Raw genomic sequence first — 16,376 nt, 5'->3', positions numbered from 1 at the left:
CAAGCTGTCCGGTTATCTCCTGGGAATAAGCTATGAAAATTAAAAAAACACTGGAACGTTTTCCTGGTGGTATGATGGTTGTACCGCTAATCATCGGCGCATTGTTTAAAACCTTTGCGCCGGAGGCGCTGGAAATAGGCGGTTTTGTCACCTCTATTTCGCATGGCGCAATGGCGATTTTAGGCATGTTTTTAGTCTGTATGGGCGCGGATATCCAGTTTAAAGCCGCGCCGAAAGCGCTGAAAAAAGGCGCTGCGATCACCTTTGCGAAATTTGCCAGCGGCGTGATTATTGGCATTCTGGTCGGAAAATTTTGCGGCCCGGATGGGTTATTAGGTCTGTCGGCTTTAGCGATTATTTCGGCGATGACCAACTCGAACAGTGGGTTATATGCCGCGTTGGTGGGGGAGTACGGCGATGAAACCGACGGCGGCGCGATTGCGGTAATATCGTTGAACGATGGTCCCTTTTTCACCATGCTGGCGTTAGGGTCGGCAGGCATGGTGTCGATACCCTTTATGAATCTGGTGGCGGTTATTATTCCCATTATCATTGGCATGATTTTGGGCAATCTGGATGAGGACATGCGCAAGTTTCTTAAACAGGGCAGCGTGGTAACGATTCCCTTTTTTGCCTTTGGGTTAGGATACGGTATTGATTTCGCAAGACTTATCACGGCAGGTTCTTCAGGCATTTTACTGGGACTCATGACGGTGGCGATTGGCGGATTTTTTAATATTTTCGCCGATCGTCTGACGGGAGGCAGCGGCGTGGCAGGCGCGGCGGTATCCACCACCTCTGGCAACGCTGTCGCGACGCCAGCGGCAATCGCGCTGCTCGATCCGCATTTTACCGACCTGGCGTCGACGGCGGCGGCGCAGGTGGCGGCCTCGACGATTATTACCGCTCTGTGCGCCCCCTTCCTGACCGTATGGATAAAAAAACGCTACGATCGTAAACTGAACCCAGCCGCCGCAGGCGGTTAGCGTTTCGGCGGAAAATAAATCACGACGGGCGGTCTCGCCCGTTCATAAACCAACAGGATGGTGAGTGATGAATAAGACGAAAGATATAGCCGCATCTCCTCTCTGTTTTGTCTCTCCTTACCCGCAACTGGCAAAGGCTGCCGAGGCGCTGGTCGCGCAGTTGGATTACGCCGTCACTATTCATCAAACGACGCTTAATCGTATCCTGGATGAGCTACCTTTATTAGAGTCCCGTGGGCACCAGGTACTGATTAGTCGTGGCGGCTGTGCGGAAATATTAAAAAAGCACAGTAAATTACCGGTAGTCGAAATTAAAATGTCCGGCTACGACATTCTTGATGCGCTTATCCCTTTTAAAGGACAAAAAGGCACTGTCGGTATTGTCGGCTTTTCCAGTGTGATCAAAGGATGCGCGCGCGTAGCGGAACAGTTAAATATTAACTATAAAATTTTTACCTTACAGGGAAATGATAAAGAAACGATTTCTTGCCTGAAGCGGCAATTAGCGTCCACGCCATTAGATTGCATTGTTGGCGATACCGTTTGTCAGGATTATTTTTCACCGCTGGGCTCGCAATTCCGTTTACTTGATTCCAGCCCCGCCTCAATAACCGAAGCTCTGGAAGAAGCCCGCTCATTATATCTGGCTTTTCGCAGCCAATTACTGGAGCGCCATCATCTGCAGCTGATTCTCGATCAGTTTGATAAAGCTGTTATCACGCTTGATGATACCGGCGCGTTACTGCATTACAATAAATATGCGAGCCAACTTTTTAAAATTAACGCCTCCGGTGAAATTTATGACGCATCTTTCCTGAAACAGGTATTGCACCAGGAGCGACATACATTACGTGAGGGAAAAACCGTCAGCGCGAAAGTCGTCGATACGCCGCAAGGCGCGATGGTGGTTAATCTGTATCCGGTATTTGCGGCCAGACAGTTAAGCCGGGTGGTGTTGACGATGCAAACCGTCTCCAGTTTACAGGGGGCGGAACATCATGTTCGCCGCCAGGAATTGTCTCGCCGTGGCTTGAGCGCCCGCTATCATTTCGACGATCTGCTTACCGAAAACCCGGAAATGCTGCGTCGTCTGGCGATCATTAAAAATTATGCCGGTACGGACGCGACTATCTTAATTAATGGCGAAAGCGGGACGGGAAAAGAGGTGCTGGCGCAAAGTATTCATAATGCCAGCCAACGCGTCAACGGCCCGTTTGTCGCCATTAACTGCGGCGCGATGGCCCCTCAGATTCTGGAGAGCGAACTCTTTGGCTATGTCGCCGGCGCATTTACCGGCGCGTCGCCGAAAGGCAAAATAGGCCTGTTTGAATTAGCGCACCACGGTACCATTTTTCTGGATGAGATTAGCGAGCTGGATAAACCGCTACAGACGCGCTTATTACGGGTATTGCAGGAGCGGCAGATTATGCGGCTGGGCTCAGACCAGATGATACCTGTTGATATTCGCGTGATTGCGGCGACCAATCAGACGTTAACGAAGCTCATTGCGGACGGGACATTTCGCGAAGATCTTTACTATCGGCTTAACGTATTAAAAGTGACCACCATCCCGCTACGCAAACGTCCGGAGGATATCAAAGCCATCGGCCTGTCGCTGCTTACTAGTTTCAGCCAGCATTATAAACGCCCGGCACTAACGTTAACCCCGGCGCTGTGGCAGGAGCTTCAGCGCTTCGCCTGGCCCGGAAACGTCAGGCAGTTAAGCAATATTATCGAACGGCTGGTACTCTCTATTGATCACTCCCCGGCAACGCTGGATGAGGGTCGCCTCTTGCTGGACGATCTGGAAGAGGGGAGCCGACGCGAGCCAACTACCTGCCACGACTGCCAGATGCTGGCTGGCGATTATAAAACGATTCGCCTGCGTATTTTGAGAAAATTATTAGAGGCGGAAAGGGATAATAAATCGTTAGTGGCGAAACGGTTAAATGTCGATCGTACCTCGCTGACGCGCTGGATACGCGAGTCGGCCTGACAAGAATTTACAGACTCTGTGGGCAGCCTTGCAAAGCGTAACGCAAATAACGTCTATTATTATAGGCAGTTAACGATCCAAGAGGTGAAGTGATGAACAAGGTTGCTCAATATTACCGTGAACTGGTGGCCTCATTAAGCGAGCGTTTACGCAATGGCGAGCGCGACATTGATGCGCTGGTGGAGCAGGCGCGCCAGCGCGTGATGCAAACAGGGGAGTTAACGCGAACCGAGGTGGACGAACTGACGCGCGCTGTCAGACGCGATCTGGAAGAGTTCGCCATGAGCTACGAAGAGAGCCAGGACGATAGCGTCTTCTTACGGGTGATTAAAGAGAGTCTCTGGCAGGAACTGGCGGACATTACCGACAAAACCCAGCTGGAATGGCGCGAGGTATTCCAGGATTTGAATCACCACGGAGTGTATCATAGTGGCGAAGTGGTGGGATTGGGGAATCTGGTGTGCGAGAAATGCCACTATCATCTGGCGGTTTACACGCCGGATGTGTTGCCGCTCTGCCCGAAGTGTGGCCACGATCAGTTCCAGCGCAGGCCGTTTGAGCCGTAAGGTTCATTATCGTGAGCGGACGGTTGCCGTCCGCCATGTTAAGCGTGCAGTTGGGCTTCCAGTTTGCGGATCTCTTCATCGACGTTCCATTTGCCCGTGGGCTGTGCTTTTTTGAACCAGTAGAGCGCTTGTTGTAGGTCTTGTGCGGTACCGTGTCCATCTCTGTACATGCATCCGAGGTTGTACCAGCCCGATGAATTGTTACATTCTGCTGATTTGTGGAACCATTCCAGTGCTAGCGAATAATTTTGCTCGACGCCATGACCGCATTTGTACATCCAGCCGATACTGTTATAGGCACCATCGTCACCCTGGTCTGCCGCTTTTCGAAACCAGTATATTGCCTGCTGGTAATCTTGTTTGATACCTTCTCCGATGTAATAACAATAGCCCATCTGATATTGCGAGTAGCTGCTCTCTTGTAGCGCGCTCTTCTTGTACCAAAGAGCGGCAAGGGATAAATTTTTCCGACATCCTTTCCCATTGCCATACATATACGCCAGTCTTTCCTGGCTGGCGCAATGGCCTTGTAATGCTGCCTGTTTAAACCAGTAGAGTGCCTGTGTATCATTTTGCTCTACGCCAGTTCCTGAACGATACATTCTCCCGAGATTATATTGCGCAAGGTTGTGGCTCTGTTCTGCTCCTTTGCGATACCAGGCAACGGCCTGGGCATAATCTGGCGCCATCCCGGTTTCTCCTTCCTGAACCCAGCCTAATATGTTGAAAGCGTGGCGGTGTCCTTGCTGTGCGGCTTTTTCTGACCAGAATAAAGCCAGCGTATTATCTTTCATGTCGGTAGGCGTGTCTTTGTATCGTAAGCCGAGCCAATATTGCGCCTCGCAATGCCCTTGCTCGGCCGCCTGCTGTAGCCAATAAAAAGAGAGCTTATCCTCTTCGCTGCCATCTATACGTTCGTCATTATATAAACGGCCTAATATATATTGAGCTTCACTATTTCCTGACTGCGCCAGTTCGGTTAATTGTGCTAAAGATACGTTGTCGCAGGGATGACTGGTTATGGAATGATTCATTTTTTAATTTATCCCGCCATTGTTTTTTAGATTAATAATATATTGCGATTTGGCTTTGTTGTACTCTATTTTAGTTTTCAATTGCGTTTTTATTTGTGGTGTGAATATATTTTGGCGATTTATTATGGATAAAGAATCACAATATTTACTCTTTGCACTTTCCTCGCCGATGGAAGTATTGAACGAGGACTGTTTACCTTCACATTCGTCACCGAAAATGTATTTAGGGATAAAACGTTTCGATCTTGAATCGTCGTGGGGTATTGAAAATCGTGATGAACTGCTTCAGACCATTTCCCGCATGACGGATGACGGTCATGCCACGCAACTGGAATGGCTATATCGCCGCTGGTTCAGGTATGCGCCGCAGGAGTGGCAGGAGTATACCGACGCGCTGGACGAGGGAGATCGCATTTATGCCCGATTCGTCGCTGATACCGCCGTGTGTTGCGGCGAAGGCGGTATTCGCTGCTGGGATTATGTGCGGATGGGGTTTCTCTGCCGCATGGGCGTGCTCAATGAATGGCTGACGGAAGAGGAGAGCCTGTGGCTGCAGTCGCGGATACAGCTTCGCGCGCTCAGCTATTATTCCGGCTGGTTGCAATATTTCAGCGCCTATTACACCGGGCGTTTGTACTGGCAGTTACGGCATTGCGATAACCTACCGCTGCTACGCGAGACATTCGCCCGTAAGGAGTTTGATGACGCGGGGCGACGTATGATGAATAAGCTGATCGCCGGGAAGGACAGTTTTTACGCCACGCTGCCGTGGCGCTACCTGCCCCATTACCCTGAATGCCCGGACACGCTTCAGGAGGTGAGCGATCTATGAAAACCTGTTGGCAAGTCCTTGGCATTGAGGCCACCACGGATACCGACGCCATTCGTCAGGCTTATCAGGCGCTGCTGCCGTCATTTCATCCGGAAACCGATCCGCAGGGTTTCAAGCAATTGCGAGAAGCCTATGAGAATGCATTGCAGGGGACAACATCGCCCGCCATTACGGTGGTTGATGAGGATCCCGATACCCCGTGGGTGAATTATCTCAGGGAGATATTCGGTGATTTGCTGGCGGATGGCGAACGGCGCTTTCAGCCGCAGGCATGGCAGGAGTTTATCCAACAGATCAATAAATTATCGATTTCACAGGTCGAAAAATCGCGCTGGTGGCTGTGCGCTATCGCGATGAAGACCTTTCCTATTTCGTACTCGTGTCTGAAACTGCTGTCAGATCGCCTGGCCTGGGAACAGGGGAGTGATAATCGAGATGTCGATGCCGAGGAGGTGGAGGATCTTTTGTTTGAAATCCGCCGTGGCGACCTGTTTGATTATTCGCTATTGCTGCATTTGCCAGTGGCGGTACAAAACCAGACCATTGCTTTTTATGATGCCCTGGACAACACCTTTTTCGAGCATCCTCTCTATTTCGCCCAACTTATGGCGCAGCACGGCGCCTGGATTATCCCGGACAATCTACGCTTTCAACGACGTCTGTTACGCTGGTTCAGCACCTTGCACTGGGGTATTGCGGAGCTGCTGCCTGTCGCCCTGGCATGGCAGGAAGCCGAACCCGATAACGCAACGCCGGGTTATTACTACTTAGCCCAGCGCGTATTTTGCGGTGAAGGCGATAGCCTGCTGCCAGAACTTTACGCGCAGTGGTGGGCGCATCCTTCTACCCAGCTTGACGATCTGTTGCTGCGCTGGTGCCGTCAGCATCGACCGGACTTTTTCCCGCTGCTGGTGATGGCGGTTGAGGGGCGTGAGCAGGTGGATATTAACGCTGAACAGCTGCTGTATATTCCCGGCTCAAGCGCTCGTTCCTGCTTGCTGTGGGCCGAGGCGCTGCACAGCGGCGCATTATCGCCGCTAAGCGAAAGTTTTATTGCGCGGCGTTTGAATTATGGCGCGCCAGCGGTGAGTGAGGCGCATAGCCAGCATCCATACTGGCTGTTGTATCAGGTGGCGGATAGCCTGGCGTGCGCCGAGGAGCCGTCAGCGGCATTGTTACAGAGTCTGGTAACGAAGCTTGATGCGCCGGATATCTGCCCGTTGGAAGCGCTGGTTATTCGCGGGTTGCTGGGGCGGGCTGCGGCTGTCGCCACACCGTGTGAAGCTGTAGTCGCAGATGAAGAACCGGTGACGACGGTGACTTCGCCGAGTACGGAGGAATCTGGCGGCGGCTTTGGCCTCTGGCAGGTGATTAAAATCATTTTATTTATTGGCGTTGTCGGCCATGTATTACGCCAGTTTATGCATTAGGGATATCGAATATGGACAAGGAAGAACAATATTTACTTTTTGCGCTCTCCACGCCGATGGAGGTGCTATATATCGGCAATGAGCCTTCGCATACCTCTCCAGCAATGTATACCGGAATTCCTGCTGTCGATCTCTCCGATTCATGGGGGATTGATAATCGTGAAGATCTTATTCAAACCATCTATCGAATGACGGACGACGGTCATGCGGCAGATTTGGCTCCCTTTTATATCCGCTGGTTTACGCTATCTCCTCATCAATGGCGCGAATTCACCGCACAGCTTAGCGAACAGGGCCAGATTTATGCGCGATTTGTTGCCGAAACCGCACTATGCTGCGGGCGTGGCGGCATTAAAGCCTGGGACTATGTGCGTATGGGGTTTTTATGCCGGATGGGGGTGTTGAATCAATGGCTGACGGAAGAGGAAAGCCTGTGGCTGCAATCGCGTATCTATGCGCGGGCGTACTATTTTTACGACGGTTGGACGCAATATTTTGCCGCCTATTCGTTGGGTCGGCTGTACTGGCAGGCTAAAGGGGACACCATACAGGCATATTTCGCTCACCTAAAGTACGACGCTTCAGGCGCGCGGATGTTTAATGAACTGGCCTCTACGACAGAGAGTTATTATGCGCAGCTACCGTGGCGTCCGCTCAACGAACAACCGACATGCCCGGAAACGCTTAAAGGAGTGAGCGATTTATGAATATCTGTTGGGAAATCCTGGGCATTGAACCTACCACCGATCTGGAATGTATCCGTCAGGCTTATCTTGCCCTGTTGCCCTCATTCCACCCTGAGAGCGATCCGCAGGGTTTTAAGCGATTGCGCCAGGCCTATGAAGAAGCGCAGCACTGGGCCGCCTCGCCTGCGGAGGACGCAAAAACGGAAGAGGTGGGCGACGAACATGAAATACTGGTGGCGTTCAGGGAATTGCTGGCATCAGAGCGCGATCGCTTTCAGCCCTCGGCATGGCAGAAATTTATTCAGCAATTGAACCAGTGTTCAATGGATGAGATAGATAAGCTGCGCTGGCAGTTGTGCGACATCGCCATGAAAACGGAAACGATCTCGCTGTCTTGCCTGGCATTGTTGGCGCAGCGTCTGAACTGGCAGCCGCAGGAAGCAGACGATGATGCTGAGGGAGAAGAGCTGGAAGCATTTCTGGAGACCGTAAAGCGGGGCGATGCGTTTGATCTGCTAAATCTGGCCAAATTGCCTCTTGTTGTTCAAGACCAAACTGACGCCTATTTTTTTAAGCTTGAGAGTATCTGGCGCTTTTATCCCGAACATTTTGCCGACGCTCTGCAGGTTCAGGGAGCCTGGATAATTCCCGATGATAAACAGCTGCATCGTAAACTATTACACTGGTTTAGCGCCGAGCAGTGGGGCATGGCGGAACTGGTCGATATTGCTCGTCGCTGGCAGGCCGCGGAGCCGGATAACGAAGATGCGCACTATTACCTGTGCAAACAGCGTTTGCTCTGCGGTGAAGGGGAAAGCCTGTTGGCCGATCTTTGCGATTTCTGGCAGCGTTATCCCTCCACGCAGGCGGACGACCTGTTGCTGGGCTGGTGCCGCCAGCATCGGCCTGATTTCTTCCCGCTGGCGGTGATGGCGGTCGAAGCGCGCTGTATGGTGGATGCCGAATATGTGCCCGGTGAAAGCGCGCGCACGCGTTTACTGTGGGCGGATATTTTGCACAGCGGTAGGTTATCACCGCTGGGGCGTTCATTTGTTGACTCCCTGTTTTATAAGCGAAAAGCGATGGCGTGGGCAAATTCGCGGCTGAGTACCCAGGGGGAACCCGAAACGCCGCTGTTGGATCTGTACCGGACGGCGGAGCAGGTGGTGCTGGAAGCGTTTCCCAAAGAAAAGCCCTTTTTTCGCCTGCTGATCCGGCTGGAGGAGGGGCAAGCCTGTCCGCTGGAGGCGCTGATAACGCAGGCATTGTCATCTAAAATTGCCATGAAGCCAGGCGATATTCGCGACAAAAAGGAGCTGGCGGAAGAGCTCAGGCTGGCGGCTGAGAAAAAATTGTCTTCTGAAGCGAAAACCGAAGCACCCCGTCAGGCGGAATCTGGCGGGGTGATGAAAATCATGAAGATTGTCGGTTTGATCGCGTTGATTGTCTGCGCGTTAAATCGATTCTTCCATTTTTTCTGAACAGGGGCAGTGAAAGCGCCGTTACGGCGCTTTCGGCTCGTCAATACCCAGATATTCACAGGCGCGACGGCGCACATCATCGACGCGCTGCATATCATTAGACAGCAGCGCCGCGTCGAAATCGGTAATAATCTCCCCCAGCATTTCGCGCTCATCGCCTAACGCGCGTGACCACTGCTCCTCTAACTGTGCTTTAAACGTCCGGTTAATCAGCATATCGCGGGGATAAATTTTCAGCGCCTGCAGGCGCTCGCGGCTGGCGTCGATTTGCTGCGTCGTCAGTGAGGTGGCATTGTGACTGATGATTCTGGATTCACTCTTGCCGTCTTCCAGCAGCACGTCAACTTCCAGCAGACCATTAATATCGTAGCTAAAACGAATATCAATGGCCTGAATGTGCCCGTTCGGCTTCAGCATGACGTCAAAAGAATCAATCAGGATATTATTTTTCACCTTATGGCTTTCGCCCTGGTATACCCTGACGCAAATAGAGTCCTGCTCAGGGTGCATGGTGGAGTACGTTTCCACTTTTGACACCGGAACGGTGGTATTGCGTTCAATGATGGGCGAGAAAATACCAGGCACTCCCTGTCGGTTGACTTCCACGCCCAGCGAGTAGGGGCAGATATCCGTGAGGATCACCTCTTCAACGTCTTCATGGCGCAGGCGACAGGCGGCCTGAGTTGCGGCGCCAAGCGCCACGATGGTGCTGGGATCGTAACTTTGATAGGGCAATTTACCGAATAAGCGCACCGCGATGCGTTGCACCAGCGGCATCTGTGACGCGCCGCCGACCAGCACCAGGCTGTCAATTTGCTCCGGTTTGAGTCGGGAGTCGCGCAGCGCCTGCTCAATGGGCGTGCGCAGCCGGTTGAGCAACGGTAGCCACAGGGCTTCCAGCTCATCGTCATAAAACGTGCTTTCCAGAACGCTCTCCTGATAAAGCCAGCTCATGCGCAGCGGGGAGCTGCTGGCGCATTTTGCGGCTTCAACACAGGCATACAGCGCAGCCAGATCGCTATCCGTCAGCGCTGATTTATCGAGGTTCCAGCGTTTCAGCACTTCATCAAGTAACAAATGCGTGAAATCTTCGCCGCCGAGGTAGTTATCGCCAGCGGAGGCGTGAACTTCGATAATCGGCGTAGCGTATTCCAGAACGGTCACATCAAAGGTTCCGCCCCCCAGATCGAAAACCAGCGAACGGCTGTTTTGCTGCGTATGCAGGCCATAAGCCATTGCCGCCGCCGTGGGTTCATTGATCAAGCGCACGGCGTTTAACCCCGCAAGCTCAGCGGCAAGGCGTGTATGCTTACGCTGCTCATCGCTGAAATAAGCCGGAACCGAGATCACGACGTCCTTGATTGGCTGCTGAAGGTAGTCTTCCGCATCTTCTTTCAGCGAGCGTAAAACCAGCGAAGATAATTCCGGCGCATTAAACGACTCTTCACCCAAATGCCAGTGAGTATTACTGCCCATTGCACGTTTAAATAAGGCAGCGGTTTTATCTGGATGAGATGTTTTACGAGCTGCGGCAGGTTTTCCCACCAGAATTTGCTTATTTTCATCCATACTAATTATGGATGGTGTTAAATATTCACCAAATTTATTAGGTATTAATTGTGCGGCTCCGTCTTGCCAGACGGCGATTAAACTATTGGTGGTACCGAGATCGATACCAATCGCTAACGTTGCATTATCCATTGCGTTTAATTTATCGGGAAAGAGAGTTTATAGAATAAAGAACACCACCCTCTGGCGTGGTGATCTTTATCAATGTCACGCCTGGCGAAAGTATTCATCCATAATATTCGTTAACTCCGGGCGCTCGCCGTCATCATTGATGGCGAAATCGAGGAAAAAAGCATCGGCCTGTGGCGTGCGTTTCTGGGCCAGTAAACGAAACGCCAGCGGGTAGTGGCAAGCATAACCGGGTGCGCGAGTCAGAAAACGGACAAAATCAATCAACAAGGGAGAATGGGTATAAAACAGCGCGCGTAACAGTACGGCGGGAAATCCCTCTTCGGTGATCCCTTGCGCCATGATTTTGTTGAGGCCGGCTTCGCTCAAATCGCCTGCGGCAATAATATCTGCGCAGGCCGCAAGATCGGGATAATGCGTTGCGCAGTTAGCCAATGCGTTCGGCCAGTTGACGCGGGTATAACGTTCGTCATGGCGAGTAAAGTAATCCTCCCAAAGGGATGGCGGTAGTTTTTCGTACTGTATTTTCAGGGGGATGCGGCGCTGAAACTGGGCTTCTTCCAGGCGCTCGCCGTCATAAAATCGCAGGCATTGCTGTCGCGTCTCGTAGCATGTCATCGCCACCGGCTGGCTGATGACCCAGGTCTTCACGGGCCGGCCTTCCAGCGCGGCGGCGGTGGCTTTATGGTGACCATCAAGCAGGACGCAAAGCCAGCTGTCATTCATATACCAGGCCAGCGCGTGGCTCTCTGGCTTATCGCGATAATACCCGGCGCGTTGTGGGTTAAATCGCGATGGGGGCTGGCCTGGCAGTAAAAAACAGGGTTCGCCGGACTGGTAGTGATAGTCCACGTCAGCAATCCACTGCCCTGTGGTCGCGGGATTCGGTTGTTTTTCGTTACCCACCGCCCAGAAAAAATGTCCGTTGCCATCTGTGGGATAAAGTTCGCGTTCCTCCAGTCGGTAATAGCCATCGGCAAAGAGTGAAAACAGCGGCGTCAGGGCGGTAAATGCTTCGTTCAACCCGACTCCTGGCTGATTCCACTCGGCAAGTGAGGATAAAAACTCCGCGGCGCCTTCATCATCATTGCTAAAACCAGCATAAACAAATTCTGCGCAGGTTGGGCACCAGGCTTCAGTGTAAAAACGAATCAGCGGCGAGCCATGCCAGGAGAGCGTATGAATACCGGCGTCAGAGTCGGGATCGTGGATAACGCAGGGACGAAGCAATGCTTTTCCGTTACGTACTGAAAACGTAATATGGGCTACGTCGTGCTGTAGCAGGCTGATTTCAGGTCTATTGTTACGCCAAAACATCGCTGTTCATCCCTGGATTCTACTTTGCGCTTTATGCGTAGTATTGCAGCCGTTCCGCCAGCAAATCGACAAATCCCTGGCGGTCTACATCGACCATCACCGTCGCATTCGGCTTATTCCCCGTCAGAAAATAATAATCCACCACCGTCATCCCCTGGGTGTATTTCCCCTGGGTTTCCACGCCAACCCAACGCTCAACGGTGGTGAAAATCTCGGGCTTGAGCAGCCAGGCGATGGTGCACGGGTCGTGCAGCGGCGCGCCGATAAATCCCCATTTTTCGTCTTTGTGATATTCAAAGAAGAAGTCGAGTAGTTCAGCCACGATCGTCGAAATTGGATTGCCGATGTTGCGGAAACGCTCGATATCGGCAGCGTGAATCTGTGCCTTATGAGTGACGTCCAGCCCGGCCATCACCACCGGAATGCCTGACTGGAAGACAATTTCTGCCGCTTCCGGATCGACGTAAATATTAAATTCCGCAGCGGGCGTCCAGTTACCCAGCGCCATCGCGCCGCCCATGATCACAATGCGGGCGATTTTCGTATGCAGTTCCGGATGGCTATTCAGCAGCAGCGCCACGTTGGTCTGTGGGCCAGTGGAGACGATGGTGACCGGCTGTGCGCTCTCGCGCAGTGTTTTTGCCATCAGCTCAACGGCAGTGCCGCTTTGCGGGGCGAATGACGGCTCGGGCAGCGCCGGGCCGTCGAGGCCGCTTTCGCCGTGAACGTTATCGGCGATAATCAGTTCGCGCATGAGCGGTTTCACCGCGCCGCCCGCCACCGGAATATCCGGGCGTTTGAGCAGTGTCAGCATCCGCAGCACGTTGCGCAGCGTCTTATCCGGCGTCTGGTTGCCGGCGGAAGAGGTGATCGCTTTCACTTCCAGTTCAGGGGAGGCGAGGGCGAGAACGAGGGCGATCGCGTCATCATGACCCGGATCGCAATCAATAATAATGGGCAGTGCCATTGTGGCTCCTTGTAAGCGGTACTTTGTGACAAGGTTAACGCCCGGCTGGATACGTTTCGAGAAGCGAAGCGGTAAAGCGTGAGATAGCGCGCACTCTGACGTGCGCGCCGGGAAGATTAGTGCAGGATTTTCGCAAGGAAGTCTTTTGCGCGATCGGAACTGGGGTTAGCGAAGAACTCCTCTTTTGGCGAATCTTCGACGATTTTACCTTCATCCATAAAGATCACCCGGTTAGCCACTTTACGGGCAAAGCCCATTTCGTGCGTCACCACCATCATGGTCATCCCTTCGTTCGCCAGCTCGACCATTACGTCCAGTACCTCGTTGATCATTTCCGGATCGAGCGCGGAAGTCGGTTCATCGAATAACATGGCGATAGGGTCCATACATAGCGCACGGGCGATCGCCACGCGCTGCTGCTGACCGCCGGAAAGCTGCGCCGGGAACTTGTTGGCATGTGCAGACAGGCCAACGCGCTCCAGCAGCTTCAGGCCTTTATCGCGGGCGGCGGCCTTATCGCGTTTCAGCACTTTCACCTGCGCCAGCGTCAGGTTTTCGATGATCGACAGGTGGGGAAACAGCTCGAAGTGCTGGAATACCATGCCCACGCGGGAACGCAGTTTCGCCAGATCGGTTTTTTTGTCGTTCACAATAATGCCGTTAACGGTAATTTCGCCTTTTTGCACCGGTTCCAGACCATTGACGGTCTTAATCAGCGTGGATTTACCGGAACCCGATGGCCCGCAGACTACCACCACCTCACCTTTTTTCACTTCTGTTGAACAATCGGTCAGCACCTGAAAGTGACCATACCATTTTGAAACATTTTTCAGGGTAATCATTAAACTGTCCTTTTCTTCAAATAGCTGACCAGCAACGACGCGCTCAGGCTGATAACAAAATAAACGGCGCCGGCGAACAGAATCATTTCGACCTGAGTTCCGTCACGCTCGCCGATAGTCGACGCGGTGCGGAAGAAGTCCGCCAGGCTGAGTACATAAACTAAAGAGGTGTCCTGAAATAGCACGATGCCCTGCGTAAGCAACAGCGGCACCATCGCCCGAAACGCCTGCGGCAGAATAATGAGCTTCATCGACTGCCAGTGGGTCATCCCCAGCGCCAGCGCGGCGCTGGACTGCCCGCGGGAAATACTTTGAATACCGGCGCGAATAATCTCGGAATAGTAGGCCGCTTCAAACATAGAGAATGCCACCATCGCGGAGATCAGGCGGATATCGGTTTTCGGCGATAGTCCCAGCACGTTTTGCAGAAAGCCGGGTACAATCAGATAGAACCACAGCAAGACCATCACCAACGGGATGGAACGGAAAACGTTAACATACGCTTTAGCAAACCAGGCGATAGGGGCAAAGCTTGAGAGGCGCATGACGGCCAGAATGGTTCCCCAGACTATCCCCACGACAACGGCGGTGACGGTGATCTTCAGCGTGATGACCAACCCGGCCAGCAGGTAAGGCAGTGAGGGGATAATCGAACTCCAGTCAAATTCGTACATTATTTGCTCCCCACGTTGCCCGGCAGGCGGACTTTGCGTTCAACCAGGCTCATGACCAGCATGATAACGGCGTTAATCAGCACATAGGCCAGCGTAATGGCGGTGAAGGATTCCCAGGCGTGCGCCGAGTAATCCAACAGTTTGCCTGCCTGCGCCGCCATATCCACCAGGCCGATGGTTGAGGCAATAGCCGAGTTTTTCACCAGGTTCATCATCTCTGACGTCATTGGCGGTACGATAACGCGATAGGCATTCGGCAGCAGGACATAGCGATAAGCCTGCGGCAGCGTTAGCCCCATCGCCAGCGCCGCGTTCTTCTGCCCGCGAGGCAGAGACTGAATCGCGGCGCGCACCTGTTCGCAAACGCGGGCGGCGGTAAACAGTCCCAGACAGATCATTGAGGAGAGGAAAAACTGAATATTGGGATCGAGTTCCGCCTTAAACCACATGCCAAGATCTTCCGGCAACAGTTCAGGCACCACCAGGTACCAGGTGAAGAATTGCACGATCAGCGGCACGTTGCGGAACAGTTCTACGTACAATGTGCCCAGTCCGGAGAGGAAACGGTTGGGAACGGTACGTAAAATGCCGAAAATAGATCCTACCAGGAAAGCGATAATCCAGGCGGTAATCGAAAGGGCTACGGTGACCTGAAAACCACTCCATAGCCAGCCGAGATAGGTGGTATTGCCGAAGGGGGCTTCCTGTAAAAAAATACCCCAGTTCCAGTCTATTGACATACATCTACTCCGAAAAAAAAGGGTAGCAGCGCTACCCTCGAAGATTGTTGCCCGGCGATTTGCGGTTTCAGGCCCGATGGGGAACGACCATCAGGCTTATAGTCTGTCCGTGCTGAGCGACAATCGAGAGGACAGGAGTCCCGTCCCATTTAGTTTTAGTTAGTTAAGCGCTTTATCATTTGGTGCTTTGAACAGGGCTTTCATCTCGTCAGACAACTCGAAATTCATGTTCAGGTTTTTCGGTGGGATCGGATTTTTAAACCACTTATCAAACCACTTTTCCGCTTCGCCGGAGGTTTGCGCCTGGGCGATGGTATCGTCCATCAGCTTTTTAAACTCAGGGTCGTTTTTACGCAGCATACAGCCGTAGGCTTCCTGGGACTGCGGTTTACCGACAATCTCCCAGTTATCCGGTTTCTTGGCTTTGGCGCGCTCGCCGGCCAGCAGCGCGTCATCCATCATAAAGGCGACGGCGCGACCGCTTTCCAGGGTGCGGAACGAGTCACCGTGGTCTTTCGCGCTAATAATACGCATCCCCATCTTTTGCTCTTCGTTAAGCTTATGCAGCAGAATTTCAGAGGTCGTCCCGGAGGTGACGACGACCGCTTTGCCTTTCAGATCCGGGAAGTCTTTAATATCGCCGCCTTTTTTAGTCAGCAGTCGCGTCCCGACGACGAAAATCGTATCGGAGAAGGCGGCCTGTTTCTGGCGCTCAAGGTTGTTAGTCGTTGAACCACATTCAAAATCGAAGGTTCCGTTTTGCAACAGCGGAATACGGTTTTGCGAGGTGATCGGGATCAGCTTCACCTGCAGATCGGGCTTGTTAAGTTTCTTTTTTACCGCTTCCACAATAGCGTTGGAGTAGTCCTGGGAATAGCCGACCACTTTCTGCTGGTTGTCGTAATAAGAAAAGGGCACAGAAGATTCGCGATGCCCGACGACGATCACGCCATTTTTAGCGATCTTGTCCAGGGTGCTACCAGCGGCAGGCGCGCCATCTTCTGCGTGCGCAAGGCCCGCAGACAGTCCCATGACCAGCATTGCTGTGGTTAGCTTACGTAATTGCATATCCAACTCCTTTATCATCTGCGCCGTCGACGCATTGATAGCTATTGTGATGTTGTTAT

Annotated in this window: 15 protein-coding genes; 7 read left to right on the top strand and 8 right to left on the bottom strand. The window is 52.6% G+C overall.

Annotated features, from left to right (window positions below):
• Positions 1 to 32: 32 nt before the first annotated feature.
• From J4613_RS11195 to J4613_RS11185, 3 genes are all read left to right on the top strand, one after another.
• Positions 33 to 986, top strand: coding sequence for a 2-keto-3-deoxygluconate permease (locus J4613_RS11195; protein WP_000694477.1), 954 nt, complete (start codon positions 33 to 35; stop codon positions 984 to 986).
• Between the two features lie 67 nt (positions 987 to 1,053).
• A complete protein-coding gene (locus J4613_RS11190) occupies positions 1,054 to 2,982 on the top strand; it encodes a sigma-54-dependent Fis family transcriptional regulator (protein ID WP_001044182.1) in 1,929 nt (642 codons plus the stop codon).
• A 92-nt stretch (positions 2,983 to 3,074) separates the two neighbouring features.
• Entirely contained in the window at positions 3,075 to 3,548 is a 474-nt protein-coding gene (locus tag J4613_RS11185) for a zinc ribbon-containing protein (RefSeq protein WP_001044884.1), read from the top strand.
• A 38-nt stretch (positions 3,549 to 3,586) separates the two neighbouring features.
• Here J4613_RS11185 and J4613_RS11180 read toward each other — a convergent pair whose 3' ends face one another.
• A complete protein-coding gene (locus tag J4613_RS11180; RefSeq protein ID WP_061378689.1) occupies positions 3,587 to 4,582 on the bottom strand; it encodes a tetratricopeptide repeat protein in 996 nt (331 codons plus the stop codon).
• 124 nt (positions 4,583 to 4,706) lie between these two features.
• On the opposite strand from J4613_RS11180, the gene J4613_RS11175 reads away from it, so the two are divergent.
• The 4 genes from J4613_RS11175 to J4613_RS11160 are packed head-to-tail and all read left to right on the top strand — an operon-like array spanning position 4,707 to position 9,011.
• A complete protein-coding gene (locus J4613_RS11175; RefSeq protein ID WP_111742407.1) occupies positions 4,707 to 5,414 on the top strand; it encodes a DUF1266 domain-containing protein in 708 nt (235 codons plus the stop codon).
• The gene (locus J4613_RS11170; RefSeq protein ID WP_111742406.1) at positions 5,411 to 6,844 is read left to right on the top strand and encodes a J domain-containing protein; all 1,434 of its coding nucleotides are present in this window, start codon (positions 5,411 to 5,413) and stop codon (positions 6,842 to 6,844) included. Before J4613_RS11175 ends, J4613_RS11170 begins: the two co-directional genes overlap by 4 nt.
• 11 nt (positions 6,845 to 6,855) lie before the next feature.
• On the top strand, positions 6,856 to 7,551 hold the full coding sequence (locus J4613_RS11165) for a DUF1266 domain-containing protein (protein WP_000356622.1): 696 nt from the start codon (positions 6,856 to 6,858) through the stop codon (positions 7,549 to 7,551).
• Entirely contained in the window at positions 7,548 to 9,011 is a 1,464-nt protein-coding gene (locus J4613_RS11160) for a J domain-containing protein (protein ID WP_080169983.1), read from the top strand. The genes J4613_RS11165 and J4613_RS11160 overlap by 4 nt, the downstream gene beginning before the upstream one ends.
• 21 nt (positions 9,012 to 9,032) lie before the next feature.
• On the opposite strand, the gene J4613_RS11155 is transcribed toward J4613_RS11160, so the two are convergent.
• From J4613_RS11155 to J4613_RS11125, 7 genes are all read right to left on the bottom strand, one after another.
• On the bottom strand, positions 9,033 to 10,712 hold the full coding sequence (locus J4613_RS11155) for a molecular chaperone HscC (RefSeq protein WP_000368035.1): 1,680 nt from the start codon (positions 10,710 to 10,712) through the stop codon (positions 9,033 to 9,035).
• A gap of 75 nt (positions 10,713 to 10,787) precedes the next feature.
• Positions 10,788 to 12,026 carry a hypothetical protein gene (locus J4613_RS11150; protein ID WP_080169984.1) on the bottom strand — a complete coding sequence of 413 codons (1,239 nt, stop codon included), beginning with the start codon at positions 12,024 to 12,026 and terminating at the stop codon, positions 10,788 to 10,790.
• 31 nt (positions 12,027 to 12,057) lie between these two features.
• The gene (rihA, locus tag J4613_RS11145; protein ID WP_080169985.1) at positions 12,058 to 12,993 is read right to left on the bottom strand and encodes a pyrimidine-specific ribonucleoside hydrolase RihA; all 936 of its coding nucleotides are present in this window, start codon (positions 12,991 to 12,993) and stop codon (positions 12,058 to 12,060) included.
• A 116-nt stretch (positions 12,994 to 13,109) separates the two neighbouring features.
• Complete coding sequence (gene gltL, locus J4613_RS11140; protein WP_000631369.1) at positions 13,110 to 13,835, bottom strand: glutamate/aspartate ABC transporter ATP-binding protein GltL; 726 nt, start codon at positions 13,833 to 13,835, stop codon at positions 13,110 to 13,112.
• The gene (gene gltK, locus J4613_RS11135; protein WP_000272799.1) at positions 13,835 to 14,509 is read right to left on the bottom strand and encodes a glutamate/aspartate ABC transporter permease GltK; all 675 of its coding nucleotides are present in this window, start codon (positions 14,507 to 14,509) and stop codon (positions 13,835 to 13,837) included. Before gltK ends, gltL begins: the two co-directional genes overlap by 1 nt.
• Positions 14,509 to 15,249 (bottom strand): glutamate/aspartate ABC transporter permease GltJ, encoded by a 741-nt coding sequence (gene gltJ, locus J4613_RS11130; RefSeq protein ID WP_000020930.1) that lies wholly within the window; start codon positions 15,247 to 15,249, stop codon positions 14,509 to 14,511. Before gltJ ends, gltK begins: the two co-directional genes overlap by 1 nt.
• Positions 15,250 to 15,408: 159 nt before the next feature.
• Positions 15,409 to 16,317: an amino acid ABC transporter substrate-binding protein gene (locus tag J4613_RS11125; protein ID WP_001518176.1), complete on the bottom strand. Its 909-nt coding sequence runs from the start codon at positions 16,315 to 16,317 to the stop codon at positions 15,409 to 15,411.
• Positions 16,318 to 16,376: the final 59 nt, after the last annotated feature.

It is taken from the genome of Salmonella sp. 32020114201800008SM, from assembly GCF_017572025.1.
GTDB classification, from domain to species: Bacteria; Pseudomonadota; Gammaproteobacteria; order Enterobacterales; family Enterobacteriaceae; genus Salmonella; species Salmonella enterica.
Note: the sequence above shows the minus strand (reverse complement) of the source record. Positions and strands in the feature narration are given on the sequence as shown.